This is a genomic window from Natrarchaeobius oligotrophus, assembly GCF_003841465.1.
Taxonomy (GTDB): domain Archaea; phylum Halobacteriota; class Halobacteria; order Halobacteriales; family Natrialbaceae; genus Natrarchaeobius; species Natrarchaeobius oligotrophus.
Genome location: NZ_REFZ01000006.1, coordinates 274,532 through 300,304, shown reverse-complemented (window position 1 = coordinate 300,304; position 25,773 = coordinate 274,532). Strand labels below are relative to the sequence as shown.

At 61.5% G+C, this 25,773-nt stretch carries 23 protein-coding genes and 2 pseudogenes; 10 read left to right on the top strand and 15 right to left on the bottom strand.

Annotated features, from left to right (window positions below; translation table 11 throughout):
• Window positions 1-307: 307 nt before the first annotated feature.
• Together EA472_RS11465 and EA472_RS11460 are read left to right on the top strand one after the other, a co-directional pair.
• Window positions 308-1,581, top strand: a pseudogene (locus EA472_RS11465) (IS4 family transposase).
• Window positions 1,582-1,595: 14 nt separating this feature from the next.
• Window positions 1,596-1,983, top strand: a pseudogene (locus EA472_RS11460) (IS6 family transposase); the annotation flags it as partial.
• Between the two features lie 21 nt (window positions 1,984-2,004).
• Here EA472_RS11460 and EA472_RS11455 read toward each other — a convergent pair.
• The 5 genes from EA472_RS11455 to EA472_RS11435 all read right to left on the bottom strand — a co-directional run bounded on the left by EA472_RS11455 (window position 2,005) and on the right by EA472_RS11435 (window position 7,185).
• Complete coding sequence (locus tag EA472_RS11455; protein ID WP_124191645.1) at window positions 2,005-2,832, bottom strand: hypothetical protein; 828 nt, start codon at window positions 2,830-2,832, stop codon at window positions 2,005-2,007.
• Between the two features lie 38 nt (window positions 2,833-2,870).
• Window positions 2,871-4,025, bottom strand: coding sequence for a glycosyltransferase (locus tag EA472_RS11450; RefSeq protein WP_279387174.1), 1,155 nt, complete (start codon window positions 4,023-4,025; stop codon window positions 2,871-2,873).
• A gap of 43 nt (window positions 4,026-4,068) precedes the next feature.
• Window positions 4,069-4,752, bottom strand: coding sequence for a hypothetical protein (locus EA472_RS11445; protein WP_124191643.1), 684 nt, complete (start codon window positions 4,750-4,752; stop codon window positions 4,069-4,071).
• Window positions 4,753-4,835: 83 nt separating this feature from the next.
• The gene (locus EA472_RS11440; protein WP_124191642.1) at window positions 4,836-6,647 is read right to left on the bottom strand and encodes an ABC transporter ATP-binding protein; all 1,812 of its coding nucleotides are present in this window, start codon (window positions 6,645-6,647) and stop codon (window positions 4,836-4,838) included.
• A 301-nt stretch (window positions 6,648-6,948) separates the two neighbouring features.
• The gene (locus EA472_RS11435) at window positions 6,949-7,185 is read right to left on the bottom strand and encodes a hypothetical protein (protein ID WP_124191641.1); all 237 of its coding nucleotides are present in this window, start codon (window positions 7,183-7,185) and stop codon (window positions 6,949-6,951) included.
• A 263-nt stretch (window positions 7,186-7,448) separates the two neighbouring features.
• Between EA472_RS11435 and EA472_RS11430 the strand changes: the two genes are divergently transcribed.
• The 4 genes from EA472_RS11430 to EA472_RS11415 all read left to right on the top strand — a co-directional run bounded on the left by EA472_RS11430 (window position 7,449) and on the right by EA472_RS11415 (window position 9,353).
• The gene (locus tag EA472_RS11430; RefSeq protein ID WP_124191640.1) at window positions 7,449-7,826 is read left to right on the top strand and encodes a hypothetical protein; all 378 of its coding nucleotides are present in this window, start codon (window positions 7,449-7,451) and stop codon (window positions 7,824-7,826) included.
• A gap of 84 nt (window positions 7,827-7,910) precedes the next feature.
• Window positions 7,911-8,213 (top strand): UPF0175 family protein, encoded by a 303-nt coding sequence (locus EA472_RS11425; protein WP_124191639.1) that lies wholly within the window; start codon window positions 7,911-7,913, stop codon window positions 8,211-8,213.
• Window positions 8,214-8,461: 248 nt separating this feature from the next.
• The gene (locus tag EA472_RS22785) at window positions 8,462-8,725 is read left to right on the top strand and encodes a DUF3368 domain-containing protein (RefSeq protein WP_207891154.1); all 264 of its coding nucleotides are present in this window, start codon (window positions 8,462-8,464) and stop codon (window positions 8,723-8,725) included.
• Between the two features lie 262 nt (window positions 8,726-8,987).
• Window positions 8,988-9,353, top strand: a complete 366-nt coding sequence (locus EA472_RS11415; protein WP_124191637.1) for a MarR family transcriptional regulator — start codon at window positions 8,988-8,990, stop codon at window positions 9,351-9,353.
• Window positions 9,354-9,509: 156 nt separating this feature from the next.
• Here the strand turns inward: EA472_RS11415 and EA472_RS11410 are convergent, their stop codons facing one another.
• The 4 genes from EA472_RS11410 to EA472_RS11395 form a co-directional block, all read right to left on the bottom strand.
• Window positions 9,510-9,971, bottom strand: a complete 462-nt coding sequence (locus EA472_RS11410) for a VanZ family protein (protein WP_124191636.1) — start codon at window positions 9,969-9,971, stop codon at window positions 9,510-9,512.
• 27 nt (window positions 9,972-9,998) lie between these two features.
• Window positions 9,999-10,763, bottom strand: a complete 765-nt coding sequence (locus tag EA472_RS11405) for a hypothetical protein (protein ID WP_124191635.1) — start codon at window positions 10,761-10,763, stop codon at window positions 9,999-10,001.
• A gap of 6 nt (window positions 10,764-10,769) precedes the next feature.
• Complete coding sequence (locus EA472_RS11400) at window positions 10,770-11,687, bottom strand: DUF4330 domain-containing protein (protein WP_124191634.1); 918 nt, start codon at window positions 11,685-11,687, stop codon at window positions 10,770-10,772.
• A gap of 539 nt (window positions 11,688-12,226) precedes the next feature.
• Window positions 12,227-13,681: a hypothetical protein gene (locus tag EA472_RS11395; protein WP_124191633.1), complete on the bottom strand. Its 1,455-nt coding sequence runs from the start codon at window positions 13,679-13,681 to the stop codon at window positions 12,227-12,229.
• A gap of 709 nt (window positions 13,682-14,390) precedes the next feature.
• Between EA472_RS11395 and EA472_RS22780 the strand changes: the two genes are divergently transcribed.
• The 4 genes from EA472_RS22780 (at window position 14,391) to EA472_RS11375 (ending at window position 19,125) form a co-directional block, all read left to right on the top strand.
• Window positions 14,391-14,834 carry a hypothetical protein gene (locus EA472_RS22780; protein ID WP_207891153.1) on the top strand — a complete coding sequence of 148 codons (444 nt, stop codon included), beginning with the start codon at window positions 14,391-14,393 and terminating at the stop codon, window positions 14,832-14,834.
• Between the two features lie 589 nt (window positions 14,835-15,423).
• Window positions 15,424-15,861: a hypothetical protein gene (locus EA472_RS11385; protein WP_124191632.1), complete on the top strand. Its 438-nt coding sequence runs from the start codon at window positions 15,424-15,426 to the stop codon at window positions 15,859-15,861.
• A gap of 514 nt (window positions 15,862-16,375) precedes the next feature.
• Window positions 16,376-18,604, top strand: coding sequence for a CDC48 family AAA ATPase (locus EA472_RS11380; protein ID WP_124191631.1), 2,229 nt, complete (start codon window positions 16,376-16,378; stop codon window positions 18,602-18,604).
• A 236-nt stretch (window positions 18,605-18,840) separates the two neighbouring features.
• Window positions 18,841-19,125: a hypothetical protein gene (locus EA472_RS11375; protein ID WP_124191630.1), complete on the top strand. Its 285-nt coding sequence runs from the start codon at window positions 18,841-18,843 to the stop codon at window positions 19,123-19,125.
• Window positions 19,126-19,234: 109 nt separating this feature from the next.
• Here the strand turns inward: EA472_RS11375 and EA472_RS11370 are convergent, their stop codons facing one another.
• From EA472_RS11370 to EA472_RS11345, 6 genes are all read right to left on the bottom strand, one after another.
• The gene (locus tag EA472_RS11370; RefSeq protein ID WP_124191629.1) at window positions 19,235-20,161 is read right to left on the bottom strand and encodes a DMT family transporter; all 927 of its coding nucleotides are present in this window, start codon (window positions 20,159-20,161) and stop codon (window positions 19,235-19,237) included.
• A gap of 358 nt (window positions 20,162-20,519) precedes the next feature.
• A complete protein-coding gene (locus tag EA472_RS11365) occupies window positions 20,520-20,885 on the bottom strand; it encodes a DUF7344 domain-containing protein (RefSeq protein ID WP_124191628.1) in 366 nt (121 codons plus the stop codon).
• An 82-nt stretch (window positions 20,886-20,967) separates the two neighbouring features.
• Window positions 20,968-22,275, bottom strand: coding sequence for an ABC transporter ATP-binding protein (locus EA472_RS11360; RefSeq protein ID WP_124191627.1), 1,308 nt, complete (start codon window positions 22,273-22,275; stop codon window positions 20,968-20,970).
• On the bottom strand, window positions 22,272-23,561 hold the full coding sequence (locus EA472_RS11355) for an ABC transporter ATP-binding protein (protein ID WP_124191626.1): 1,290 nt from the start codon (window positions 23,559-23,561) through the stop codon (window positions 22,272-22,274). Before EA472_RS11355 ends, EA472_RS11360 begins: the two co-directional genes overlap by 4 nt.
• Window positions 23,554-24,564 carry an ABC transporter permease gene (locus EA472_RS11350; protein WP_124191625.1) on the bottom strand — a complete coding sequence of 337 codons (1,011 nt, stop codon included), beginning with the start codon at window positions 24,562-24,564 and terminating at the stop codon, window positions 23,554-23,556. The genes EA472_RS11355 and EA472_RS11350 overlap by 8 nt, the downstream gene beginning before the upstream one ends.
• Window positions 24,561-25,550 carry an ABC transporter permease gene (locus EA472_RS11345; RefSeq protein WP_124191624.1) on the bottom strand — a complete coding sequence of 330 codons (990 nt, stop codon included), beginning with the start codon at window positions 25,548-25,550 and terminating at the stop codon, window positions 24,561-24,563. Before EA472_RS11345 ends, EA472_RS11350 begins: the two co-directional genes overlap by 4 nt.
• Between the last annotated feature and the right edge of the window lie 223 nt (window positions 25,551-25,773).

Sequence of the window (25,773 nt, the reverse complement as noted above, 5' to 3'; positions counted from 1 at the left end):
TTCTGTGCCTCCTCGATCGCTTGGTTCAATTCTGTGTTCGACAGATGCTCGACGACCTCAAACCGACGTACTTCCGCCATCACGGAGAATACGCTGGCTACGTATTCATCCGTTGCGCTAATCACTCCGTCGTCGCGGGTCGCGGTTGACGAGAAACAGATCGGGGTCTACGGCGAGAAAAACTGGTTGTACTATCCGTCTTTAGCTAAGGCAAGAACCACCTGACAGCGGCGGCTTATCGAGGAATCTTTTCGAGAGGAATGATGAGGCAACGGCTGTGTCCTCCAATGCCTCTTCATCTCGGATTATACGTCGGCTCACTACACTGTTTCCCTCCGAGTTCCTTGAAGAGCACGCCGAGGAACTTGGGGTGGTCGAACGTGACCGCAAGCCCCAGATTCCTGCCTTCGTCTGAGCATTCGTGTTTGGCTTCGCCGGAGGCGAAAGCCGAACACTCGCTGCTTCAGACGCAGCTACAACTCCACTGCTGACGAGACGATCTTCCCGGCGGCTTCTATCACCGGTTGACGCCGTCTCTTGCAGAGTACTTTCGTGACCTCATCGAGCACGGCCTCGATGAGGTCGCTGTCCCTGACACTGTTGACCGCTGATATCGACCGCTTCAGGGACGTGATGATCGCTGATGGAACGGTATTGCGGTTACACGAGTTCCACGCCGATGAGTACGAAGCTCGGAAAGAGGAGCAGGCTGGAGCGAAACTCCACCTGCTCCACAATGCCACCGAGCAAACGATAGAACGGCTCGACGTGACTGACGAGAAAACGCACGACAGCACGTTGTTTAACACAGGATCGTGGCTCGAAGAACGGCTCGTCCTGTTCGACCGAGCCTACTTCAAGTATCGCCGCTTCGCGTTGATTGATGAGAACGACGGCTACTTCGTGAGCCGGCTGAAAGAGAGCGCAAACCCGGTCGTTACGGAGGAATTACGGGAATGGCGCGGGCGCGCCATTCCCTTGGAAGGTGAGAAGATCCACGATGTTGTGGATGATCTGCACCGCGAGTACATCGACGTGGAAGTCGAAGCCGAGTTCGACCGAAGACCGTACAGAGGGACGCAATCACGCGATATGAAGCGGTTTCGCGTCGTCGGCGTCCTCCTTGTGGACGCCGACGACTACCACCAGTATATCACGAATCTGCCGAGAGAGGAGTTCCTGCCGTCGGATCTAGGGACGATCTATCGCTGTCGGTGGGAAGTGGAGTTGCTGTTTCGGGAGTTGAAGACGCAGTACGAACTGGACGAGTTCGACACGACGAAGAAGCATATTGTCGAAATTCTGCTGTAGGCGGCGTTGCTGTCACTGCTCGTGAGTCGTGAATTGCTTGATCTGGTCACCGAACAGGCGGACGATGAGATCGTGTTTCCGACGGAACGCTGGGCGGCGACCTTCCGGTCGCACGCCCAGCTCATCCTCCACGAACTTGGCGAACATCTCGGCTACTCGCCGCCACCGCTGTTCGACCGACTGATCGAAGACGCACAGAAGATCCACCAACAACGGCTAGTGTTACAAATGACGCTCGCTACCGCTACGCAACCGAGGTGTGAGTCTTAACTAAAGACGAATAGTGGTTGTATGCTGTGATCGACACAGAATCGAAATTCTGCTCGAAATTGGCGTCTACAGCCTCCGCGGGACCGACCCCGCGGCAGCGTTCCTGCATCGTCTCACTGAGAAACACAATATCGACGAAACAGAGTTTCTCGTCGATGCTGGCGGGTATCTGACTGTCCTCGCTCGCCACGGATTGAGCGGTCAGCTCAACTACAACGATCGAAACCATGTCGAAAAGTGTTTCAGACCGTCTCAATGCGGATCGACCGCTTTCACTCCTTCTGGCGGGGCAGTGCAGCCAACGCACGCCGCTAGCTCAGACGCTTCAGAGACCACTAAAACCACGATCGGCCGAATCAAGCGTTCCATGGCCGAACGACGGCTGAGGAGGTGCTAAACTAGACAGTGCGACGATGATGGAACTCATTCGGTGAATAGATCTTGGAGATCTGGATGATTCTGTAACTCCTCTTTGTAGTCCTCAAGATCCTCGCTATTGTAAACATGATCTCGAATCATCTGCCAGTTTTTATGTCGACAGAGAACGTGTGCAGGGATTTCTAAATCCAAACATCGTGCTATTGCAAATCGGTGGTAACCTTCTGTGAAGTTAATGTTTCCATATCTATCAATCACAATCAATACTTCTAATTGATCTCGCATCATCAAATTACTGCCTGGTCTCCGTCTCTTTCCTCTATGATTCGGTTGGTAACCCCTGTCTTTAATCTCGCTATATAGTGAATCATAATTTTTGCACTGAGATATCACATAATCTTCTACACTATCATACCCTCGTTCTTTATATTTGTTAGTACGGCTATGCTTGTCATATAGGTAATTGTAATACACCGTGTCTTCCCAATTTTTACCTTCGTTAAACCTCTCTTTTAAGCCATTTACTATCCATAATTTGTCTACTTCTCTTCGATATTCGGTTTTATCCCAGTCATCATTCTTAACCTGGCCTAGTCCTCCGTATTTGGGGGGATCCACCACCCACTTACCTTGGTTATCATACTTCATTGAGTGTTTTATTTTATTTGAATCAATCAGTATAGTTTCAAATGGACTCTTAGGGGCATCGTATTTCACCTTGTTAAATATCACATTTTTGAATGAATTGAAGTGGATCTGATTATCTTTATTAGATAGCTTCCAAAGGACAATATTAATAAATTTTTTAGAAATCTTTCCGATACTTTCCTCTTGGAGTGTTTGAAAGGCCCTTTTGGCATAGCATGTAGTCATATACGGTCACTCAGTGAATGATGGCTTCTCAAAAATATTTAGTGCCTATCGCTATCGAAATGGGTGTTTAAACTGGGTTCGATAGAATCTGTCATAATTTTAATATATTTATCTGCAATTTCAGTAATTCCAAACGATTGTGGCAATTCTTCAAAACAAACACCTACTGAGTCTTCATCTAGACAGTTGGCAATCTCTCTTGCCATCGAATCAACATCGTCGACTGGGACTAGTGAACCAACATTGCCATTTTTTAAAATCTCTCGAGGACCGCTTGGACAGTCAGTCGCCACAACCGGTGCGCCGCAAGCTAACGCTTCGATAAGTACGTTGGGGCACCCCTCCCATCTCGAAGAAAGTACGAACACGTCGCATTTTCCCATATACGCGTACGGGTTAGCGACGAATCCCGGCAAATCGATTCTTTGTTCGACTCCAAGCTCCTCTGCGAGTTGAAGCAGTGAATCACGTTCGTCCCCCTGGCCTAAGATGATCAATCGAGACTCAGGGTGTCCGTCGATTTGGTTGAACGCTCGAACCAGTGTATCAAAACCTTTTTGTTCGGATAGCTCGCCTACACCAAGGATAACAGGTCCTGTTTCAGTCCCAAACCATGGATGATCGACGGTTTCTTCACGAGCCGTCAACAGTGATCCGTCTACGACTGGATTATAAATCGTTGTTGCCTGACCGGGATCGACCCCACACTGTGTGATAACGTCTTGCGTTACCCCTTCTGAAACCCCGATAACGTGATCGGAATGTGGGTAAGTGAGTTTCGCTGCCAGATGCACAACCAGGTGTTTCGGATGAGACAATTCCTTTTTTTTAGCACTCATGGTGTTGGATATCCGAATGATAATGCGGCTATCCACGCTGGAGAGTTTCTCGGCGACGATTGCCGCGACGTTGGCAGTATCGAGTGTCGACATTAACACATCCGGACGTGACGACGACATGTACTGTACGAGTGGAGGGACTGCTGCGAGAAACCGACGAGCGTCGAGGTCAAATACATTGACGTCGTCAGAAACGTCATCCACATACTCCCCTTTCATTTGGACGAGAACGAGGTCTACTGTGTATCCTCTGTCCGCAAATTCGTTTGCGAGCCGGACCATAACTCTTTCAGCGCCACCACCTCTGAGCGATGGAAGATACAAACAAATGTGGTTCACAGAGTGACCCTTCATGTGCGTTTTAGATTCGTCCATCCGTTTGTACCAGATGCCATTTTTAAATATTTGCACGGATCGCCTTGACACTTTCCGGATTTAAATCGGGATGGTTCGTGGTAGGTATCTCGTCATGTTGGGTCCCTTCATAAACTCGATCACGCAGCTGCTGCCATTTTTCGTGTCGAATCCGAATGCGGACGGGAATTGATTTGAGATCTAAAATTTTTGCGATCGACAATCGATGAGCACCGGCATACCACAGAAGCTCCCCGTCACGAGCGACGTCTACTGTGATCTCTTTCTGCTCCAACGGAAAGTGTGGTTCATTGTCTAACTCTCTTATTTTCCGTTTTGTCAAGCGCCGTTGAGGTGTGTATCCGTCCTGTTTGATTGTTGTGTACAGTTTCTCTAAGTTGGAACAACGCCGATCCAGCTCAGTGGTATTGGTCATTCCTTTGTACGAGCCGCTTTTTGCGATCCATTCTTTCATACGGCTGTAGTACGGTGTCTGCTCCCATTCGACACCTTCGTTGAAGCGCTTCTCGAACGACCGGAAAACCACGTCGTCCTGAAACAACCTCAATTCTCGATCCCAGTTTCCACCGATGACGGCAGAAGGGATAACTGGAGAAACCTCGGGCGATTCGACGGGACATCGGTCGATCGAAGCTGGTGACACCCATACGAGGTTGTATGGTCTTATCGGCGCTCGATATTTGTGGCCCGAATGGAGCCAGGTCATCAGATAGCCACTAAATCTTCGAAAATTTCGCTCGAGTCGGTTCTTCAGGCCTATTCCAGTCGAGTTCGAGTTAAACTGTGTGATCATCTCGATTGCAGCGTATATAACGATGAATACGTACTCGAGTTCGATACCAGCTCCTCGTGTGGACCAGCCTCGACGATCCGGCCGTGTTCCATCGTGTAGATCCGATCGGCGTTGGTGACCGTCGAGAGCCGATGTGCGATTACCAACATCGCGTAATCTCGATCCATCGATTCGATCCCTTCGTGTACCCGCTGCTCGAGCGACGTGTCCAGATCGCTCGTCGCTTCGTCCAGTATCAACAGATCGGCGTCCTTCAGCAGGGCGCGAGCGATGGCGACGCGCTGGCGCTGACCGCCGGAGAGTTTGACTCCCTGATCGCCGAGGACAGTGTCGTAGCCGTCCGGCAGCTCGTCGAGGAACTCGGTTACCTGGGCGATCTCGCACGCTCGTTCGACCGCCGATTGCGTGGCATCGCGGTTTCCGACGGTGACGTTCCGTCGCAGTGTGTCGTTGAACACGTGCGGGTCCTGCCTGACGACGGTAACTCGAGAGCGCCACTCCTGGACGTCGAACGTATCGATCGGTCGACCGTCGGCCCGAATCTCGCCGCTGTCCGGTTCGTACATCCGCGCTAGTAACGAGGCGATCGTTGATTTGCCGGCACCCGAGGGACCGACGAACGCGACGAAGTCGTCGCGGTGGAACTCGAACGAGACCTCGTGGAGGACCGTCTCGTCGCTCGAGTCGTAACTGAACGAGACGTCGTCGAACTCGATACGATCGATCCGATTCGGGACGCTCCGTGACGTCCCGGTTCGTTCTCGGTTCCCCTCGAGTTCGTCGATGAACTCCTGTGTCCGAACGAGGTGGGGAAGTTCGCTCTCCACGCGATAGACGTATTTGTTGAGGTTGCTGATCTTGGGTCCGAGCTGGAACATCGCGAACAGGAAGACACCGAGCTGGCCGAGATTCATCCCGGAGAACGTCAACGCCAGGTAGATCAGCACGAAGACGGCGACGGCGGTCATCAGCTGATAGTAGTTCGTGATGGCGGCGTCGTTTCGTTCGACTTTGATCCGATTGGTCTCGAATTTCGCCGCCGACTCCGAGAATCCCGATCGGAGTTCGTCGATCATCCCGAACAGCTTCACGTCTCTGATGCCCTGCGTTCCCGCCTGCGCTCGAGACTGAATCCCCTCTTTCGCGTCGGCCACCTCGTCGCCGAGGGAGTAACCCGTGGCGAGGACGTTTCTGAACAGGAGCGTCATCCCGCCGAGAAACACCGCCGTGAGGAGCGTCAGTACGGGAGAGAGGATCAGGGCGATAGTGAGGTACATCAAGGCGAGAAGACCCTGTTCGACGGACCGCAGTGCGTACTTGATCACTTTCCCAGCGTACTCCGCCTGCGTGACGATCGCGTTGAGAATATCGTCCGAACCCTCCTGGTCGAAGTACGAGATCTCCGCCTCGAGCGCACGATCGAACGACTCCTCCTGCAGGTGGCGGACGTATTTCGTCTCGATTGCGGCCCGGAACCAGCCGACCAGAAACGACGTGGTGTATCGAACCGTCATCACGCCCGCGACCCCGGCGACCAGGTAGCCGAGCGTGAACGGAATGCCGAGCGTCTGGTAAGCCAGCAGGAACATCCCGAGGAGTCCGTCGGCGTCGTCGGGCGGCGTATCGGCCTGTGCGACGTCGACGATCGGCATGATGAAACTCAGGCCGACTCCCTCGAGGAGGGCGGCGACGACGCTCAGTACGATCACCGCCGCGGCGAACCGCGGCTGGAACTTGGCGACGCGATAGAGCGCCCGGCCTTTCTCGCGCCACGTCAGGTCTAGGTCGACGTCGTCGGTATCGGACATGTATAGGGAAGAGCGACGGAACGATTCGTCACTGCCCGTATCAGAACCAGGTATATAGTACCCGTCTCCGTTTTCGCGGGGTAATCCACCCTATCGCTGCAATCGGTACCCGTCCCGACGTTCGGAAATCCCTCAATAGTCTCTTACTGCGACCGTTGAGATGCGGACGAAAGCGCTCGCGGAGATTTTCGGACGGCTCGAGTGTGGTGGAACAGCGTCACTCGAGAGGCGAGTTATCGAGACCCTATTCGCGAGGCTGAAAGATCTACGGCACCGGTACAGCGGCGTCCCAACGAAATTCTTAGCCATCCGCCTCGAGTTCCTCGGCGTCTAGCTCGCCCTCGAGATACGCCGAACCGGGGTCGGTAATCACGTAGAAACCGCGCGACGGTCGGTCGACTAGGCCGTACGACGCTAGCTGTCGGCATCTGACGCCGACGTAGTCGTTATTACGATCTATTTCGTCCGCAATCGCTTTCGGCGTACCAGCACCCCTCGATTCGAGATACTCGAGAATCTCATCATCTGCCCGCGTCATCCACTCAGCACGCTTTCGCATCTGTATATCTCTGCTAAGCAGAGTTCTATCAAACTACGGCGAAGCATCATTAGAAGACTGCTATAGGGGTTGTTGATACTGCTATACAGTAGTAATAATCTGTAAAGCATAGATTTATGATTGGTTAGGATGAAATAATGCTACGGGAACGGTACGGGCTCACCACGGTATGCCCTGAAAGTGACAGGTCGGTGGTTGACGCACCAACCTGTGACAACTCCCGTAACCACACTACGGAAGCCATGTCGAACGACGAATCGAGGGGACGTAAACTCCCCGACCGACAGGAGAACAGAACTCGAGCCGACGACCGTCCACCAAAACCGACGAACCGGACGACCTACGACGGCTGTCTCGAGGCGATCGATCGACTGACCGCCGCCGTGCTGACGGACGTGCGCGTCGACGACGAGCTCGAGAGCGCCAGTCTCGAGCGCCACCTGCGCGAGATTCGCGCGGAGATCGAGTGCGCCCGGCGGGAGCTGCCCGGCGACGGAATCGTAACGGACGTACCGATGGTGCGTCGCGGCGGACGCGGCCTGACGTCGTGGCTGGGTCCCGACCCGAGCGCGTTCGAGCGCTGGACTCGTCACGGGAGCGCAGTCGACGACGAGGGCTGACGGCGTCGTTTCCGGCCGAAATCGTCCCTGTTCGAGGTCGAGATAGCGAAAGAGACTTGTGCTACAGTGTACTACACTGTATACATGCCGTCGATCAGCGCGCGAATTCCCGACGAGGACGAGCAGGCTCTGGCAGAAGTCGCCGCACTCCTGGAGGAGGACAAAAGTACGGTTATTCGGAAAGCCCTCCGCGAGGGGCTTTCGGACCTGCGCGTTCGACGCGCGGTGGAGCGGTACCAGACCGGCGATATCTCGACGAACGAAGCCGCACGGATCGCGGGCGTGAGCGTTGCCGAGTGGCTCGAGATCGCTCGTGAACGCAACCTCACGACCCAGCTATCGCCCGACGATCTCGAGACCGACGCCGAGAGCGCTCGGGATCTATGACTCGCATCTACGTCGATGCGACCACAATCATCGCGCTCGGGACGATCGGAGAGCTCGCGTTGCTCGACTCGTTCGACGGAACTCTCGTCGTTCTTCCGGCGATCCGAACCGAAGTCACGACCGAACCCGCACGGACCAATCTCGAACAGTTTTGTGATCGTGACGGCGTAGAAACAGCGACTCCGAATCCGGAGGTGGACGAGACGCGAGCCCGAACTGTTCTCGGCGAATCCGAACCGAACGGTGACGTGCGGCTGATCGCGGCTGTGTTGGCCCACGAGGATGCCGACGACTCGGTTGCCATCGTCTCCGACGACCGCCGGGTTCGAACCGTCGCTCGTGGACTCGGCGCGACCGTGACTGGAACGGTCGGGGTGATTGTACGGGCCGTAGAGGAGGGCCTTTCACCGAACGAAGCGAAAGCGATCGTTCGCCGCGTGGATGAACACGGGCTCCATATGACCGCTGAACTACGAGACAAAGCGATCGAACTCGTTGACGATGCTGGATGATTCACTCCCGTCGGAAAGTCGAAGCGCTGCGTGAAGAGACGACGAACGGTCAGACCGGACAACCCACATCGTATACCCGCTTTTCTCAGTCCACAACACGGTAGCATCCAGCGCGACTCGAGGGCTCATCCGGAGGGGCGTGGGAGAGCCCTCGAGCGACTCCCCAGCTACCCTATTCGACACGAAATCCGGGTGGTTTCAGAAATACCACTCGTTCCGTGGATAGCGAATATAACAACGCAGACGTTAGTAACGGGCAGAGATGTCGACTGATCGGGACCCGTTCGAACGATCGAGTGAAGAGGAACTCTCGTCGGTCGACCGGGTGCTCGGATTCCTCGCGACCAACGACGACGGAGCGTTAAAGGCACGAACGATCGCTCGAGAGATCGAGCTGGACGTCGGGGCGGTGAGTACTGCACTCACCCGTCTGAAAAGCGGCGGCCTCGTCGAGCACAAGGGGACGTACTGGGCCGTCACGAGCGACGAACGACGGCTCGCGAGCCACGAGGGATACGCACGCGCAACGGCGGTATTCAACGAGCAGTTCGGCGAGGAGGATCGCGAGGAGTGGAAGGAGCACGCGCCCGACGAGCCGCATCCGAGCGTCGCGGACGAAGACCAGTGACGGGAAAGGAAATGCCGGTTGTCGACCCCGGAGACGTCTCGAGTCCCTCGTGGCGTAGCTTCGCCCGTAGCGGGCGTCCCTCGTTCACGTGCTCCGCGCTCGAGATCCGACCCGATATCGGACGTCGTTGGGCTATTCGGCGTCCCGTCGGTACCCCTACTCGGACGGACCCTCCGACTCCGTCGAGTTCGACCCCGAAATCCACTGTGAAACCGGCGTGAGCTCGAGCCGCGGCCGAATCGCGAACCGGAACAGGACGAGCGCGGCACCGAGTGCGTTCGCGACGACGTCGCCGGGGTCGAACTGTCGGTCGGGAATGACGGACTGGCCGAGTTCGATCCCGGCACCGTACAGGGACGTCAGTACGACCACCAGAACGAACGCCCGCCACCGACGTCCGTCCCAGGTAGTACTGGTCGCGTACGCGAGCGCGTACCCGAGCGTCGCGTAGGCCACGAAGTGACGCCACTTGTCGAGCGGGAGGAACCCCGGTTGTGCGGTGTCGACGGGCGTCTCCGGCGGCGGAGCGAGGATCGACGCGGAGAAGATGAACGCCGCGACGCCGGCCACGAGCGCCCAGCGAACGACGGGGGGAAAGAGCGGGACGCGAACGGTCATGACGGTACTCGATTTCGGAGCGTGTTACTATCGGTCGGAGTCGGATCTCGAGGCCGATTCGGTCCGGCGTTCGCTCTGTCGGGCCGATCGATCCGCCGTCGATTCCGGCGACACCGGCGGTTCGAACGCCGCCACGAACGCCCGTGCGATTCTCGTCTCGAGCAACTCGTCCAGACTCGTCCGCGAGCGAAGGCCGACGCCGGCGAGGGCGGCTGCGAGCAGGTGTGCGAGCACGAGGTCGCCTGGGAGCGGAGCCGTCGACCAGGTCGCCAGCAGCGAGCCGAGTGTCGCCACGAGGACGAACAGACTCGCCATTCGAATCGGGCGGTCCCGAACTCTCGAGGCGACCCGACGGGCGCCGGCGACGAGCAGCGACGTCCTCGCGGCGACCGACAGTCCGCCCACCAGGCGGTCGACGACCCAGATCGCGGGGCCGGCGGTCCAGGTCTCCCGGAGGTCGACGACGATCACGTCCGGCTCGGGTTCGGCGGTGAGCCAGCCGTAGACGAACGACGATTCGACGGCGCGTGTTCCCGCCCTCCCCAGTCCGGCCAGCGTCGACGTCGACCCGATCCGGACGAGCGCCTCCCCGGAACGCGAGACGGCCGATATGCCGGCTACGAGTCGGGAGCCGGTGAAATAACTATCGCAACCCTGGAGCCGCGTCGCTCGCCCTCGAGACGAACGGTCGTCGACGCGTCCGTCCAGTACGGCTCGAACTCGAGTGCGCACGCCGCTCACCACCTGTACCAGGAGCGATCCGTCGCGCGCACGGTGGAGCACAGTTTGCACGGTGGATCACCGACTCGAGTCGCTCGCCGAACCGTCGCCGATCCGGGTAATCTCGCCCTCGACCGTGAGCGTCTCGAGTGCGAGTTCGATCGTGGTGCCGATCCCGATCCGATCGTCCCGAAAGGCGAGACCAGTCTCCGACTCGACCGTCTGCAGCCTGACGGTCAGCGTCACGTCCTCGTGTCGCGGGTGTTCGCGCTCGTGGACGGTTCCGTCGTCGCTCTCGAGGACGACCGTCGCCGGCTCCCGCTCGGCCGCCTCGACCGTCGCGACCGTCTCGCCGCGCACCGTCTCGGTCATCCCGACCTCGAGTCCCCTGGCGACGGCGGGGGAGACGTTTCGGGCCTCGAGTTCGACGGTGGTCGTCGTCGCGTCGAGCGGAAGGTCCGGGTCGGCTCCGACGTCGGTGATCGTCCCGTCGACGCCGTACGCGCCGAAGTCGAGACGCAGCTCGCGACCCAGTTTGAGCGGGACGTCGGCGAAGCGTTCCGTCGATCGACCGCGATCGTCCTCGGTCGTTACGCCGTCGAGTTCCGTCCGGATCGTCACGCGGGGGCGGTCCGTGACGGGCGTGGCGTAGACGTCCGTCACCGTCACTCCCTCGTCCGTCTCCTCGAGCGAGGCGACGTCGCCCGCCTCGAGTCGCTCGGCGACGTACGCCGGCTGCTCGCCGAGGTCGACGGTCGCGTACCTGGTCTCGAACCGGGGTCCGTCGTCGGAAACGACCGCGACGCCGGCGAACAGCGCGACCAGCAGCAGTCCGACGGCGAGCGCGCCTGCGGCACCGAGGTTCGTTCCCGCTCCGTCGCCGCCCGTGACGACCGCGACTCCGGCGGCCAGGACGGAGACGACCAGGACGATCGCGATCGCGTCGATGACGTTGACGACGCCGAAGAGGTCGCCGTTCTCGTCGATCACCGACATGGGTTACCCGGGGAATCGTCGACCGATCGGCGCGCTGTGCGTCGACTGCCGTCGTCCAGTCCTCGACCGACCGGCCGGAGCGCCGGCGACGAACCGGACGAGCGCCCGCGGCGATGCGGTGTGGTCGGCAATCCGTCGATCCGTCCGGGGAGGGCGGTCGACGATCGTGAATGGAGTCGCCCTCCGACTCCGGTTACGACAGCGTGCATAGCCCGTTCCACCAGACTGGCCGCTAAATAACTTACCCGGAAGCGCCTCGTTTCGGCGACTCGACCGCCATCATCTCGAGTCGAATCGACCGATTCGGTTCACGATCGTCGAGGCGACCCGTCGACCGGTTCTGGTCCTCGAGTCGACCGACCGCTCGAGGGCGGCTCGAACTCGCGGTGGTTCTCGAGTGCGGCCGCTATCCTGCAGCGGACGAGACGTCCGTCGTTGTCGGATCGTGGTGACTACCGGCGAGAACGAGAGCGCGTCGACGGCGACCGAAGAAGAAGGAAAACGAAAGCTCGAATACGTCGATCGAACGGCGCGAAGCGTTACGATGCGACCCAGACGTTCTCCGCGGCGACGGAGCCGAACTGGATGTTCTCGTTCTCCTGCATGCTCAGCTGCACCGTGTCCGCGTCCTCGTCTTCGGCGACGGCGACCGCACCCTGCTGTTCGACGACGTTCTCCTGGACGACGAACTGGCTCTGGGCGATCTGCGCGGTGGCGTACTGCTCGCCGTCGTTCGTCTGGAGCGCTTCGCCGCCGTAGTCGAACGCGATGCCGGGCGCGCCTTCGACGTCGTCGCCGCCGACGACCACGTTCGAGGTCTGGGTGTGGGTGACGCTCTCGTGGAGGTAGCCGGGCGTCGCGTACACGTTCAGCGCGTCCGCGTATCCGATCTGGGCGTTGACGTTCTGCTGGTAGGACAGCTGGACCGCGGTCGCGTTGTTACCGTTCGTCGCCTCCGCCCATGCGGTGTTCTGGAGGTTGACGTTCATCTGTTCGGCGCTCTGTTCCTGGTCGACGCCGGCGGTCGCCGACTGGACGCCGTCGCCTTTCTTGTGGTGGTCGTCTTTCTTCTCGTCATCGTGGAGCTTCTCGACCTTCTGCTCGACGTCCGCGACCGTGGTGTCGTCGGTGCCCGCGGTCGCGACCTGCATGCCGGCGAGCGACGCGATGACGTTTTCGGCGTCGGCTTCGCCGAGCTGTTCGTTGAAGTTGGTCTGTTCGGTGAGCTGGATCGCCGTGGCGGTGCTGTCCTCGCCGACGGAGATGGCGATGGCGCCGTCCTGTTCGTTGTAGTTCACCTGGTCGGCCGCCTGTCCCTGCTCGACCGATGCCGTTGCGGACTGGTCTTCGAACGAACCGTCCCCGGCGTAGACGTTCGTCGCGTTAGCGATTCCCTGCTGGAGGTTCTGGTTCGATTGCTGGGACTGCTGGAGCGCGGTCGCTTCGCTCCCTTCCTCGGCGATCGCGAACGCGATGTTCTGTTCGTTGTAGTTGAGCTGCCCGACGACCTGGCTCTGGACGACTTCGGCGTCAGCGGCCTGGTCGGGGTCGACTTCGCCTTTGTCACCTTTCTTGTCGGCGACGCCCCAGCCGTCGAACTGTTTGCCGTCACCGTTGCCGATGACGACGTTGACGGTTCCGACGTCCTCGAACTCGGTCTCCTGGACGTTGACCGCGGACGCGTCCGCGAACTGGTCGTTGCTGTTGTACTGCGTCGACTCCTGAACGGCGGTCGCTTCGCCGCCGTCGATCGAGATGGAGATCGCGTTCGACTGCTGGTTGATGTTAACCTGGTCGACGTCCTGATACTGATTCACCTGGGCGTCCGCGTACTGATCGCTCGAGGCGACTTCCTCGATGTACTCCTCGAGCGTCTTATCGCCGAGATCAGCACCGAAGACCAGGTAGAGTTCTTCGCCGTTGTCGAGCGCGTGGATCGAATCCGCCTCGACGTCTTCACCTGCTGCGGCTGCCGGCGCGCCGACAGCGAGCATCGATAGGGCTACGATACACGCAATAAGGACCGTCGTACACTGTGAACGTAACGTCGTCGTGGTAGTCATGATTCGTTTGACTTGAGCCGTGAGAGTCTTTTGTTTCTGCATCTCACCGGCGCAAACCTTCATATCCCGATGACAGACTTTGTTATCTGTCAGTTGATTCCGGTGTGAATCGGCCTACGGAATCGAAGCCGATCGCTTACGGGCGGAAAGGGCGACCTTCGGGACGGATGGGAGGAGTAGGCGATCCATGAGCGACGGAAATCGAGTCGAAATCGGTCCGACGCGATCGATCCGACGACGATCGTGGATTCGATACAATCTCCCGTTCGAGACTGTTTCGACGGTCAAATCCGATCGTTACTGAAATCCGGCACGCGAAGGCACCGCCTTCGTCGCGATCGGTGATGGACGCGGCGACGGTATACGGTTCGTCGCGCCTGGGGCGGCCCGCTCGCTAAAAGAGATAGATATGTCCACCGGAAATGAACGCGTTCACCCGACGGCCACCGTTTCGGACGCCAACTCGAGTATTCGGCCCGAAACCGTTGTCCGGGTTCAAGAGCCAGTCCGTGTCGAGTATCTCTCGGGCAACGCGTCACAGCGGGGTACACCGGAGTACGGTACCGATCTTACAGCCTTAACTGGGCCGTACGACCCTGCTCCGCTGCGGTGATGCGTGCCTTGTAAACGTAGATCAACTATGAAGCGAACACTCGCAATTACACTGACGGTAGCGATGATCGGCACCCTCGCGTTTATGGGGCTCGCTGGAACGGCAGCGGCAGGAGAGTACCCGAAAGACGACAACGACGTCGACCCGATTATCGTCGAGGACGACGGCGTAACGGTCAATCAGGAAGCGTTCGCGGGCGTGATCCAGGACCAGAACGTTGAGCAGTCGAACGTCGGCGTGCAGACCGCGCAACAGAACGCCAACCAGGAGGCGACCGGCATCGACGGTGACGCCAACGTCAACGTGAACGTCGGTGACAACGATAACAACGACAACAACCCGGATAGCACGAACGTCGAGGTCGGCACCACCGGCGACCAGTCGATCGATCAGAGCATCAGTCAGAGCCAGAGCCAGTCCAACGTGAACAACCAAGTCGGTGGTGCGGCGGCGGTGAACATCATCGGCTAACGACGGCGGATCGAACGTCTCCGATTTATTTTTCACCGGCAGCGAACTCGTTCGGTACGACGTCGTCTCGAGCAGCCACCGGTATCACTGCAGACGATTCGTCCGACGTCGAGCGAAGACCCGGTCAGCCCTGTTCGCCCGAGTGAAGACGCGGTCAGCCCCGTTCGCCCGAGCGAAGACGCGATCGGTCCCGAGGAGCCCACCGCTGGCTCGGTACTCGAGTCGATCTAGGCCGAACCAGAACTCGCACCGACGGATCGGGCCACCGATAGAGCCGGCCGAATCCGGCCGCGGACGCTCGAGACGGGGCGTCGTTCATCGGACGGCTATCCGTCGAACGGCCGAACTGTCGTCTGTACGATGACGTATCCGTCGAGAGGCGACTCGGGCGTCGAAACGGTCACGATAACCGACCGTTCGCGGCCGTCCTAGTCACGAATTAGCGACGTAACTGTGATCCGGATTAATACCGTCCCCCGTACTGAATTTCGCTCGGGCAACGGGTCACGATGCAGGACCGGTAGCATCGAATCGCGACGAGCCGTCGCTCTGCGACACCTCGTGTTGCCCGTCGCAATAACGATCAACAATGAAACGCGCACTCGCGATTACACTGACGGTAGCGATGATCGGCAGCCTCGCCTTTATGGGGCTCGCCGGAACGGCAGCGGCAGGAGAGTATCCCAAAGACAAAGACAAAAACGGCGACGTCGATCCGATCATCGTCGATGACGGACCGACGATCGAGCAGACCGCCGGCGCTGCGGTCGTCCAGGGACAGAACGTGAACCAGCAGAACGTCGGTGAGCAGACTGCCGTGCAGGAAGCCGAACAGGATGCGACCGGCATCGACGGTGACGCCAACGTCAACGTGAACGTCGACGACGGCGACAACGGCGACAGCACGAACGTCGAAGTCGGCACCACCGGCGACCAGACGATCGAGCAAAGCATCACTCAGGAGCAGGCCCAGGTGAACGAGAACAACCAGATCGGCGGCGCTGAAGCTGTCAACGTCATCGGCTGATCGAACCGCTGACCGTCCCGATTCGACTCGAGCGACTCGATTTTTTCCGCGTCGACCGACCGCCGACGTCTCGTGGTGTGCCCCGTTGTACCGATGTACCGCTGCAACCGTACCGGCCAGCGACTGTACCGGAGCTGACCGACGCCGGTTCGTTCGAAGGCGTACACGCGCCGAGGCTCGAGGTCGCAGGCGTCGTCCGCCCGCATCCTCGTCCGGGCTCCGTGGGTGCGGGTTCGAGAGCGGCGGTCCAGTCGATCGGCTCGCCCGGCCGCGACTCCCCGAGCGAAATTCCACTCCTCGAGTGGCGCGCGCGACATCGTACGTCCGTGTAATCGGGCGCTACGGGAGAGCCGCTCGACCGGAATCGAATGCGACGACGAAATCGACCGATGCCGACACTCCTATGTATCGCCCTGTCGAATTCAGATGTGATAGCATCTGGCACAACTGGAGCTAGCAAAAAACCTATCCGATCACGAATCGGAGTCATTGACATCGCCGTCCATCCCGAATCATGAACGAAGTTCAACTGGAGGTTGCCAAGGCGTACCCGAACGACTCGGGTCGTGGTATCGCCCGACTCGACCCGGACACGCTGTTGCATCTGAAGCTGAGTCCGGGCGACATCATCGAGATCGAAGGTGCGGATACGACCGCAGCGAAAGTGTGGCGTGCGGATCGACAGGACTGGAACACGGACACGGTGCGGATCGACGGCTTCACCCGCCAGAACGCCGACGTGGGGATCGGCGAGCGGGTGACGATCCGGAAGGCGGAAGCGACCAAGGCGGACAAACTCGTCCTCGCGCCGCCGGAGGAGGCGTCGGTCCAGTTCGGATCCGACGCGGCCGGAATGGTGAAACGACAGATCCTGAAGCGGCCGGTCGTCGGCCGGGACATCGTCCCGGTCATGTCCTCGACGAACCACCCGTTCATGCGCTCGCCGGGACAGGCGATCCCGCTGATCGCCGTCGAAACCGAGCCCGAGGGCGTCGTCCTCATCACCGAAGACACCGACGTCGAACTCCGCGAGGAGCCGATCTCGGGCTTCGAGAAGACCGGCGGCGGCATCACCTACGAGGACATCGGCGGCCTCCAGAGCGAGATCCAGCGGGTCCGGGAGATGGTCGAACTTCCGATGAAACACCCGCAGATCTTCAAGAAACTCGGGATCGAGCCGCCACAGGGCGTCCTGCTTCACGGCCCGCCGGGGACGGGCAAGACGCTGCTCGCCAAGGCCGTCGCCAACGAGACCTCCGCCAGTTTCTTCTCCATCGCGGGCCCGGAGATCATCTCGAAGTACTACGGCGAGTCCGAACAGCAGCTCCGCGAGATCTTCGAGGACGCCAGCGAGGAGTCGCCCGCGATCATCTTCATCGACGAACTCGACTCGATCGCGCCCAAACGGGAGGACGTCACCGGCGAGGTCGAACGGCGCGTCGTCGCCCAGCTGCTGACCATGATGGACGGTCTCGAGGCCCGCGGGCAGGTCATCGTCATCGCGGCGACCAACCGCGTCGACAGCGTCGATCCCGCGTTGCGCCGGCCGGGACGATTCGATCGGGAGATCGAGATCGGCGTCCCCGACGAGACCGGCCGCGAGGAGATCCTCCAGATTCACACGCGCGGAATGCCGCTTTCCGACGACGTCAACCTCTCGCATCTGGCCGACGAAACGCACGGCTTCGTCGGCGCGGACATCGAGAGCCTGACCAAGGAGGCCGCGATGAAAGCGCTTCGGCGTTACCTGCCGGAGATCGACCTCGACGAAGAGGACATCCCCCCGAGCCTGATCGACCGGATGATCGTCAAGCGCGAGGACTTCCGCGGCGCGCTCAACGAGGTCGAACCGTCCGCGATGCGGGAGGTGCTCGTCGAACTCCCGAAGATCTCCTGGGACGACGTCGGCGGCCTCCACGAGGCCAAAGATCAGGTCAAAGAGTCCGTCGAGTGGCCGCTGAACAACCCCGGCCGGTTCGACAGGCTCGGCATCGATCCGCCGGCCGGCGTGTTGCTGTACGGGCCGCCCGGAACCGGAAAGACGCTCATGGCGAAAGCCGTCGCGAACGAGACCAACGCCAACTTCATCTCCGTTCGCGGCCCGCAGCTGCTCTCGAAGTGGGTCGGCGAGAGCGAGAAGGCGATCCGCCAGACGTTCCGCAAGGCCAGACAGGTCTCGCCGACGGTGATATTCTTCGACGAGCTCGACGCGCTCGCGCCCGGACGGGGCGGCGAGGTCGGCTCGAACGTCTCCGAACGCGTCGTCAATCAGCTGCTGACCGAACTCGACGGCCTCGAGGAGATGGAGAACGTGATGGTCATCGGCGCGACGAACCGACCGGACATGATCGACCCCGCGTTGCTCCGATCGGGCCGATTCGATCGCCTGGTCATGATCGGCCAGCCAGACGTCGACGGCCGCGAGCGCATCCTCGAGATCCACACCGAGGACACGCCGCTGGCCGCCGACGTGACGCTGCGCGAGATCGCGGAGATCACCGACGGCTACGTCGGCAGCGACCTCGAGTCGATCGGCCGCGAGGCCGCCATCGAAGCGCTTCGCGAGGACGAGGAGGCAGACGTCGTCGAGATGCGCCACTTCCGGCAGGCGATGGAGAACGTCCGGCCGACGATCACCGACGACATCCTCGACTACTACGAGCAGATCGAAGAGGAGTTCAAAGGCGGTTCCCGCGGCCCGGACCCGACGGGCCGCCGCGGCAGTCGCATCGGCTTCCAGTAAGTGCCGATTTCGCCGGTAATACCACCTTACTCCGCTCGCCCGTCGCGAATCGAGCGGTTTCGTCCCGTTCCGTCTCGGTCGGGTTCGCCGCGGGAAACGTCGTAATTCTTCGCCTCCGTGGGCCGCCTATCCGCTCTAGAACGGTCGTACTCGCGTGAATCGCTCGTAACCGAATCGAACGGTGTCGGTCGTATATGCTCTCGGGTTCCGAAGCGTCGGCCGACGGCTGGTGACCGATGTCGGACTCTTCAGCGGCACAAACGAAACGATCCGCCCGGCCAGGAGAGGCGTCTACGGGGCAGCGAGAAGACGAACGGGGACGACTCGAGCGGACGGTGCCGAACCTGGCCGAACCGATTCGAAAAACTGGCTTCTGGACCGCGATCGTGATCCCGTTTCTGTACGTCCCGATCCTCCTGAACGGGTTGGCGACGTGGCTCGAGTCGACGGCGTTTCTCGGACTGTTACTGACGAACCTCCTCGCGCTGTACGTCGGCCACGCCCACCGCCGGAACGGCTGAGCGCGACCGACGACCCGATCCGGTCGCCGTCGCGGTCCCGAACGCGTACCGACGTCCCGGTGAAACCGCGACCCGCGGCACCACTGGCGACGACTGACGTCGGTCCGTCTCATCCGCTCGACGTGGATCGACCGAACGCGGCGAGTTCGTCCCGGAGCGCCCGGCGTTTCACGAGCGCGAAGCCGGCGGCGATGAGGACGAACCCGAGGACGGTCGCCGCGTCGACGACCTCGCCGAGGTAGAGCCAGCCGACGATCGCCGTGAACACCGGCGCGACGTACGAGACCATGTTGATTTCGACGGCTCCGAGGTGCTCGAGCAGATCGAAATACAGCAGGAAGCCGACCGCGCTGGCAACGATCGCGAGGTATCCCAGCGCGCCCAGCGCCTCGGGGTGGAGCCACGCCGACGGGTCGACGGGTTCGCCGAGCGCGAGGCTAATCGCGTGCATGACGAGTGCGCCGCCGATCATCGACCACGCCTCCATCGTCTCGATCGGGAGCGCCGAGTCGATCCGCCTGGTGAGGACGCTTCCGAGCGCGAAGGAAGCGGCCGCACAGAAGACGAGGAACGCGCCGACGGCGTCGGCCGCGAACAGATTCGAGGGGTCGGGTCGAGCGATCACCGCGACGCCGACCAGGCCGATCGCGACGCCGACGACGCCGACGACGGACAGCGCGTCCGACGGCAGCAACGCGCGGGCGAATCCGGTGGTCAACACGGGCGAGAGGCTCACCAGGATCGCGGCGGCGGCCGCCGTCGTGTGCTGTTGGCCGACGAAGAGAAACGCGTGGTAGGCCGCGATCAACAAACCGGCACCAACGGCGACGACGCCCCACTCGTCGCGCCCCCGGGGTCGCCAGCGGTCGCCGACGTAGATCGCGTAGGCCAGCATCACCGCGCCGGCGACGTCGTAGCGCAGGGCGGCGAACAACACCGGCGGAAAGTACTCGAGGCCTGCGCTGATCGCCACGAACGCCGATCCCCAGATCGCCGCGAGCGCCAGAAAGAGCGCGACGTTTCTGTACCTGCTCACAGAGGCGGTCGCTCCGGTCTCGACCTATACGTGTCGATTCGACGCTCTCCGGAGACGCAGGATCGCCTTCCATTCGGGGAACCGTCCCGGGGGACCGTCCTGGCGCGACTGTCGGCTGAACAGCTACCTGAGAACGGCGAGACGGCCGCTGGGCGGACTCGAGCGGGAGCGTTCACCGTTGTGACCGATTGGCGGTGCGAGGATCAGTGGCGAGTGGCGACGGACGACGCCGCGAACTATCCGTTGCGGGGAGCCCGAATCGTCGGAACGAAATCGCCGACGACGGAACGTGCGCGCTGTCGACGCTCGTCTGAAACGGCGTTCTGGACCGCACTCTCGAGGCAACCGAACGAACGGCCTACAACGCCGGTCGCTGTCGGATCTCGGGGACCGCTTCGGTCTGTCTGAACTGTTCGAGCAGCGGCTTGATGTCGTCGAACCCCTCCGTCAGGACGATCTCGCCGCTTCGGAGGTCGTAGTCGACGATGTCGTAATCCGCGAGGCGCGGAAGGTGGTTGTGGACGAGGGTGACGTAGACGTGCTGTCGCCCGTCCTTGTCGATCGTCGAGGCCGGGTCGCCGCGTTCCCAGGCCGCGATCTGTCGGACGAGGTCCTCCAGGTTAGCACTTCGCTCGTCGGCGAGCAGGTAAAGCAGGTAGCGGCGCTCGGACTCGGAAAGCAGGGAACACGCGGCCTCCATGCGAGTTGCACTCCTCTGATCCATACTTCTACCTGGAACGTCGGTAACTTACACCTGCCGCCAAAACAGATAGGATAGCGGATCGAGACTGTCGTCGTCGAACGAATTACCGATCCCCATTCTCGGATCCGTCGGCGGCCAGTCCGTAGAGGTGACAGGCGACCGGGTGTCTTTCCTCGCCGAGGTCGGGATTGCGTCGCTCGCAGACGCTCTCGTAGCGTTGGCGAAGCACCTCGGCCGCCTCGTCCCAGTCGACTCCCGCGAGCGCGGCGAGCGCCTCCTCGACGATATCGCGGTGCGTGGGCGGTAGTTCGCGCTCGAGTAACCGGTCGGCGAGGGCGTCGACGAACGCCGGAACGTCGCGCTCCGGTACCCCACCGTCGTCGAACGCGATCCGATCGCCGCCGACGGACTCGAGCGAGACGTCGCGGCGCTCGATCCGCTCGCGCAGGTCCATGATCGCGCGGTACTGGGCCTGCTCGAGGTCGAGATCGTCCGGCGGAATCACCGCCGGACAGCGGGTTCGGAACCGACAGCCACTCGGTGGGTCCCGCGGCGACGGAACGTCACCCGAGAGCGTCTCTCGATCGCGCTCTCGCTCCGCGGTGGTCGCCCTGGGAACGCTCTCGAGCAACGCCCGCGTGTAGGGGTGTTTCGGGGACTCGAAGATGTCGCGGACGGGCCCGATCTCGACGATCTCGCCGAGGTACATCACGGCGACGCGGTCGCAGCTGTGGCGGATGACCGAGAGGTCGTGGCTGATGAGCAGGTACGTCAGATCGAACTCCGACTGGAGGTCCTCGAGGAGGTTCAACACCTGCGCCTGGACGGAGACGTCGAGCGCCGACGTCGGCTCGTCGAGGACGAGAAACTCCGGCTCGAGCGCGAGCGCCCGGGCGATGCCGATTCGCTGGCGCTGGCCCCCGGAGAACTCGTGGGGGTAGCGATCGAGGTGGTCGGCCGACAGGCCGACGCGCTCGAGCAGCGTTCGGACCCGTTCGGTGCGCTCCGTGCCGGTGGCGACGTCGTGGACGTCCAGGGGCTGACAGACGATCTCGCCGATCGTCATCCGGGGATCGAGACTGGAGAACGGATCCTGGAAGACGACCTGCGCGTCCCGGCGAAACGCGGTGAGACCGTCCCGTCCGAGGGCGTAGACGTCGTCGCCGTCGAACTCGACGCGGCCCTCGGTCGGTTCTTGCAGGGCCAACAGCGTCTCGCCGGTCGTCGACTTTCCGCAGCCGGACTCCCCAACGAGGCCGAGGGTCTCGCCCTCGTAGACGTCGAAGCTGACGCCGTCGACCGCACGGACGGCGACCGGCTCCTCGCCGAACAGTCGATCGAGGATCGAATCGTTCTCCCAGAAGTACTTCCGGAGACCGTCGACGCGAACCAGCCGCTCGTCGGTGCTCACGAGCCGTCACCCCCGGCGTCCTCGAGCGTCGGCTGCGTTCGTTCGGCGGGGAGCGGTTCGTCGTCCGACTGGGGCTCGTCGACGGCCTCGGCTGGGCGATCCGGCTCGCCGAAGTAGTCGTCCGGCAGCGCGCGCGACTCGTCGTACGACCGCTCCGCGAGGACGCACCGGACCGCGTGGTGGTCGCTCCCCTCGGCGTCGACCTCCGGCGGGTGGGAGAGACAGTCCTCCATCGCTTTCGGACAGCGATCCGCGAAGCGACAGCGGTCCCCCATCTCGCGATCGAGCAAGCTCGGAACGTTACCCGGGATCGGCTCCAGCCGGCCGCCGGCGCGCTCGACGTCGGGAATCGAGCCGAGCAATCCGTGCGTGTACGGGTGGACGTGATCGTCGAAGACGTCGGCGAGCGTCCCGCGCTCGACGATCTCGCCGGCGTACATCACGCCGACCCGGTCGCACATCCGCGCGATGACGCCGAGATTGTGCGTGATGAGCAGGATCGTCATTCCCGTCTCTCGCTTGAGTTCGTCGAGGAGGTCGAGGATCTGCGCCTGGATGGTGACGTCGAGCGCCGTCGTCGGCTCGTCGGCGATCAGCAGGTCCGGCTCGCCGGCCAGCGCCTGGGCGATCATCGCCCGCTGGAGCATTCCACCCGAGTACTCGTGGGGGTACTCGTCGGCTCGTTCGACCGGGTCGGGGATGCCGACCAGCTCGAGCAGGGAGATCGCTCGCTCGCGGCTCTCCTCGCTGACGTAGCGTTTCGACGGCAGCATCGTCGAGAGGACGAACGAGCCGAGCGAGTACTCCTCGGATCGGGTTCTGGCCCGCGTCGACCGAGGGTTCGCGCTCGCCCGCCGTTGGACCTCGACGGCCTCCGCGAGCTGTTCGCCGACCGTGAGACTCGGGTTGAAACTGCTCTCGGGATCCTGGAAGATCATGCTGAACGACGTTCCGCGAAGCGATCGACGGACTCGTTCGGGGATCTCGAGGAGGTCGACGAACGATCCGTCGACGGCGTGGCCGTGGTCGTCTTCGACCGCGGCCGCGAGCTCTCCGTTTCGGTACCAGATCTCGCCGCTCGTGATTTCGCCCGGCGACTCGATCAGATCCATGATCGACCGGGCGGTGACGCTCTTGCCGCTGCCGCTCTCGCCGACGATGCCGTAGACGTCGCCGCGATCGATCCGCAGATCGAGGTCGGAGACGGCGTTGACCTGCCCTTGCTCGGTGAAAAACCGCGTCGAGAGTCCCTCGACGCGAAGCAGCGCCTCGGTCGACTCAGACACCGCCCTCACCTCCGATGTTCGGATCGAGCGAATCGCGCAACCAGTCGCCCAGCAGGTTGATGCTGATCACCGCGAGGACGATGCCGATCCCCGGCACGGTCGCGATCCACCAGGCCGTCGCCAGGTAGTCCTGGCCCTGCTGGATCTCGTAGCCCCACGAGAGCGTCGTCCCCGAAAAGCCGAGATACGACAGCGCGCTCTCGAGAAGGATGATCGCCGCGACCTGGATCGTCGCCAGGACGATGATCGGCGTCAGGCTGTTCGGAAGGACGTGTTTGACGAGGATCGTTCGGTTGTTCGCGCCGAGACTTCTCGCGGCTTTGACGTACTCCTCGCTGCGGACCGACATCGCCTCGCCGCGGGCGACGCGCGCGAACCAGACCCAGTTGACCAGCGCGACGACGAGCGTGACGGTCCCGGGCAACACGGCGTACTCGGGCATGCCGTCGGCGAAGCCGGCCATCACGATGGGATCGGGAATGAACTGCTCGCTGCGGCCGAAGACGCCGATCAGCGCGATGGCGAGCACGAGCGAGGGGAACGCGAGCATCACGTCGGCGATCCGCATCATCGAGTCGTCGATCCGGCCGCCGTAGTAGCCCGAGATCAGCCCGAACGGGACGCCGACCGCGGCCGCGAGTCCGGTTCCGATGAGCCCGACGAGCAACGACGTTCGCGCGCCGTAGAGCAGGCGCGAAAAGACGTCCTGACCGATGTTGTTCGTCCCGAGGTAGTGATCGGGGCTCGGCTCCGCCGTGTAGCTGATTCGCTCTCTGCCGTCGTCGCCGTCCTCCCAGGTGTGGGTTTCGTGGGTCACTCCCCACGGCGGGTAGGAGTTGCCGTGTTCGTCGAACTGGCCCGTCGTGGTCGGGTTGTGCGTCGCCAGGATCGGCGCGAACGTCGCCAGTAGGAGGATGACGATCGCGATCGCGAGCCCGAGTTTCGCCATCAGGCTCCGGTCGAACTCCCGTTTCAGGTTGGCCTTGAGCCGATCGGAGATCATTCGTCGGTCACCCGCGGGTTGAGGTAGGCGTAGATCGAGTCGACGAGTATGTTGATGCAGACGAAGCCGACGCCGATGACGATGATGATCCCCTGGATGAGCGGCCAGTCGACGGCGTAGATCGCGGAGATGAGCCGGGAGCCGAGCCCGGGCCAGTTGAACACCGCCTCGGTGATCACCGCGCCGCCGATGAGCGTCCCGAGTTGCAACCCGAGGACGGTGACGATGGGGATCATCGTGTTCCGGAGGACGTGCTTGTAGCGGATCAACACGCCCGGCAGTCCCTTCGCTTCGGTCGCGGTGACGTACGGCTTGCCGAGTTCGTCCAGCATCCCGCTTCTGGTCAGGCGCGTGATCAACGCGGTGAAGTAGGTTCCGAGGGTGATCGCCGGCAGCGCGATGTGGCGCAGCCACGTCACGAGGTCGTGTGCGTAGCCGGTCGTCACCAGCGAGACGACCGCGTCCGTGAAACTGACCGGCCGACCGCTCACCGGAAAGAGGCCGATCTGCACCGACAGGACGAGGATCAGCATGATTCCGAGCCAGAAGTTGGGCGTACTGATCCCCACGAGCGAAAACAGCGTCGCGCCGTAGTCCGCCGGCTCGTGCCGTCTGGTCGCGCTGACGACGCCGAGGGGAATCGCGATGACGACGGCGACGATCGTCGCCGCGATCGCGAGTTCGAGCGTCGCCGGCAACCGCTCGGCGATCATGATCGAGACGTCGCGTCGCGACTGGTATGAGAAACCGAGGTCGCCGACCACCAATCCCTGTAGATACTCGAGGTACTGGACGTACAGCGGCTGGTCGAGACCGACCTCGCGTCGGATCTGTTCGCGGAGCTCCGGCGACGCGCCCGGGTCGACGATCAGGTTGACCGGATCGCCGGGTGCGGCCGCACGGAGCGCGAACGTCACCGTGACGACGCCCCAGACGACGAACACGCCCTGCAGGATCCGTTTGACCAGGAATTTGGCGTACGACATCGAGAGTGTGATCGGTGTGTGTGGTTCCGGAGAGTCGTGGACTGTCGGCGTCAGCGAGCCCCGCCGACGGTCGGGTGGCGTTGATCCGCGATCGGTTCGCGTTCGGGCTCCCGTCGCTCCGTCGGTCCGATCGAGTGGATCGTCCCGTGACGGGGGAACCGAGCGAAATCGAGAGCGCTTCGGCGGGCGTCCACGACCGAATTTCGACGATCGTTCACGGACG

What these genes read in the sequence shown, in the direction of transcription:
- EA472_RS11455 (WP_124191645.1), bottom strand. Translation starts at nt 2,832, where the DNA reads ATGACTACATGCTATGCCAAAAGGGCCTTTCAAACACTCCAAGAGGAA.
- EA472_RS11450 (WP_279387174.1), bottom strand. Translation starts at nt 4,025, where the DNA reads ATGAAGGGTCACTCTGTGAACCACATTTGTTTGTATCTTCCATCGCTC.
- EA472_RS11445 (WP_124191643.1), bottom strand. Translation starts at nt 4,752, where the DNA reads ATGACCTGGCTCCATTCGGGCCACAAATATCGAGCGCCGATAAGACCA.
- EA472_RS11440 (WP_124191642.1), bottom strand. Translation starts at nt 6,647, where the DNA reads ATGTCCGATACCGACGACGTCGACCTAGACCTGACGTGGCGCGAGAAA.
- EA472_RS11435 (WP_124191641.1), bottom strand. Translation starts at nt 7,185, where the DNA reads ATGACGCGGGCAGATGATGAGATTCTCGAGTATCTCGAATCGAGGGGT.
- EA472_RS11430 (WP_124191640.1), top strand. Translation starts at nt 7,449, where the DNA reads ATGTCGAACGACGAATCGAGGGGACGTAAACTCCCCGACCGACAGGAG.
- EA472_RS11425 (WP_124191639.1), top strand. Translation starts at nt 7,911, where the DNA reads ATGCCGTCGATCAGCGCGCGAATTCCCGACGAGGACGAGCAGGCTCTG.
- EA472_RS11415 (WP_124191637.1), top strand. Translation starts at nt 8,988, where the DNA reads ATGTCGACTGATCGGGACCCGTTCGAACGATCGAGTGAAGAGGAACTC.
- EA472_RS11410 (WP_124191636.1), bottom strand. Translation starts at nt 9,971, where the DNA reads ATGACCGTTCGCGTCCCGCTCTTTCCCCCCGTCGTTCGCTGGGCGCTC.
- EA472_RS11400 (WP_124191634.1), bottom strand. Translation starts at nt 11,687, where the DNA reads ATGTCGGTGATCGACGAGAACGGCGACCTCTTCGGCGTCGTCAACGTC.
- EA472_RS11395 (WP_124191633.1), bottom strand. Translation starts at nt 13,681, where the DNA reads ATGCTCGCTGTCGGCGCGCCGGCAGCCGCAGCAGGTGAAGACGTCGAG.
- EA472_RS22780 (WP_207891153.1), top strand. Translation starts at nt 14,391, where the DNA reads ATGAAGCGAACACTCGCAATTACACTGACGGTAGCGATGATCGGCACC.
- EA472_RS11385 (WP_124191632.1), top strand. Translation starts at nt 15,424, where the DNA reads ATGAAACGCGCACTCGCGATTACACTGACGGTAGCGATGATCGGCAGC.
- EA472_RS11380 (WP_124191631.1), top strand. Translation starts at nt 16,376, where the DNA reads ATGAACGAAGTTCAACTGGAGGTTGCCAAGGCGTACCCGAACGACTCG.
- EA472_RS11375 (WP_124191630.1), top strand. Translation starts at nt 18,841, where the DNA reads ATGTCGGACTCTTCAGCGGCACAAACGAAACGATCCGCCCGGCCAGGA.
- EA472_RS11365 (WP_124191628.1), bottom strand. Translation starts at nt 20,885, where the DNA reads ATGGATCAGAGGAGTGCAACTCGCATGGAGGCCGCGTGTTCCCTGCTT.
- EA472_RS11350 (WP_124191625.1), bottom strand. Translation starts at nt 24,564, where the DNA reads ATGATCTCCGATCGGCTCAAGGCCAACCTGAAACGGGAGTTCGACCGG.
- EA472_RS11345 (WP_124191624.1), bottom strand. Translation starts at nt 25,550, where the DNA reads ATGTCGTACGCCAAATTCCTGGTCAAACGGATCCTGCAGGGCGTGTTC.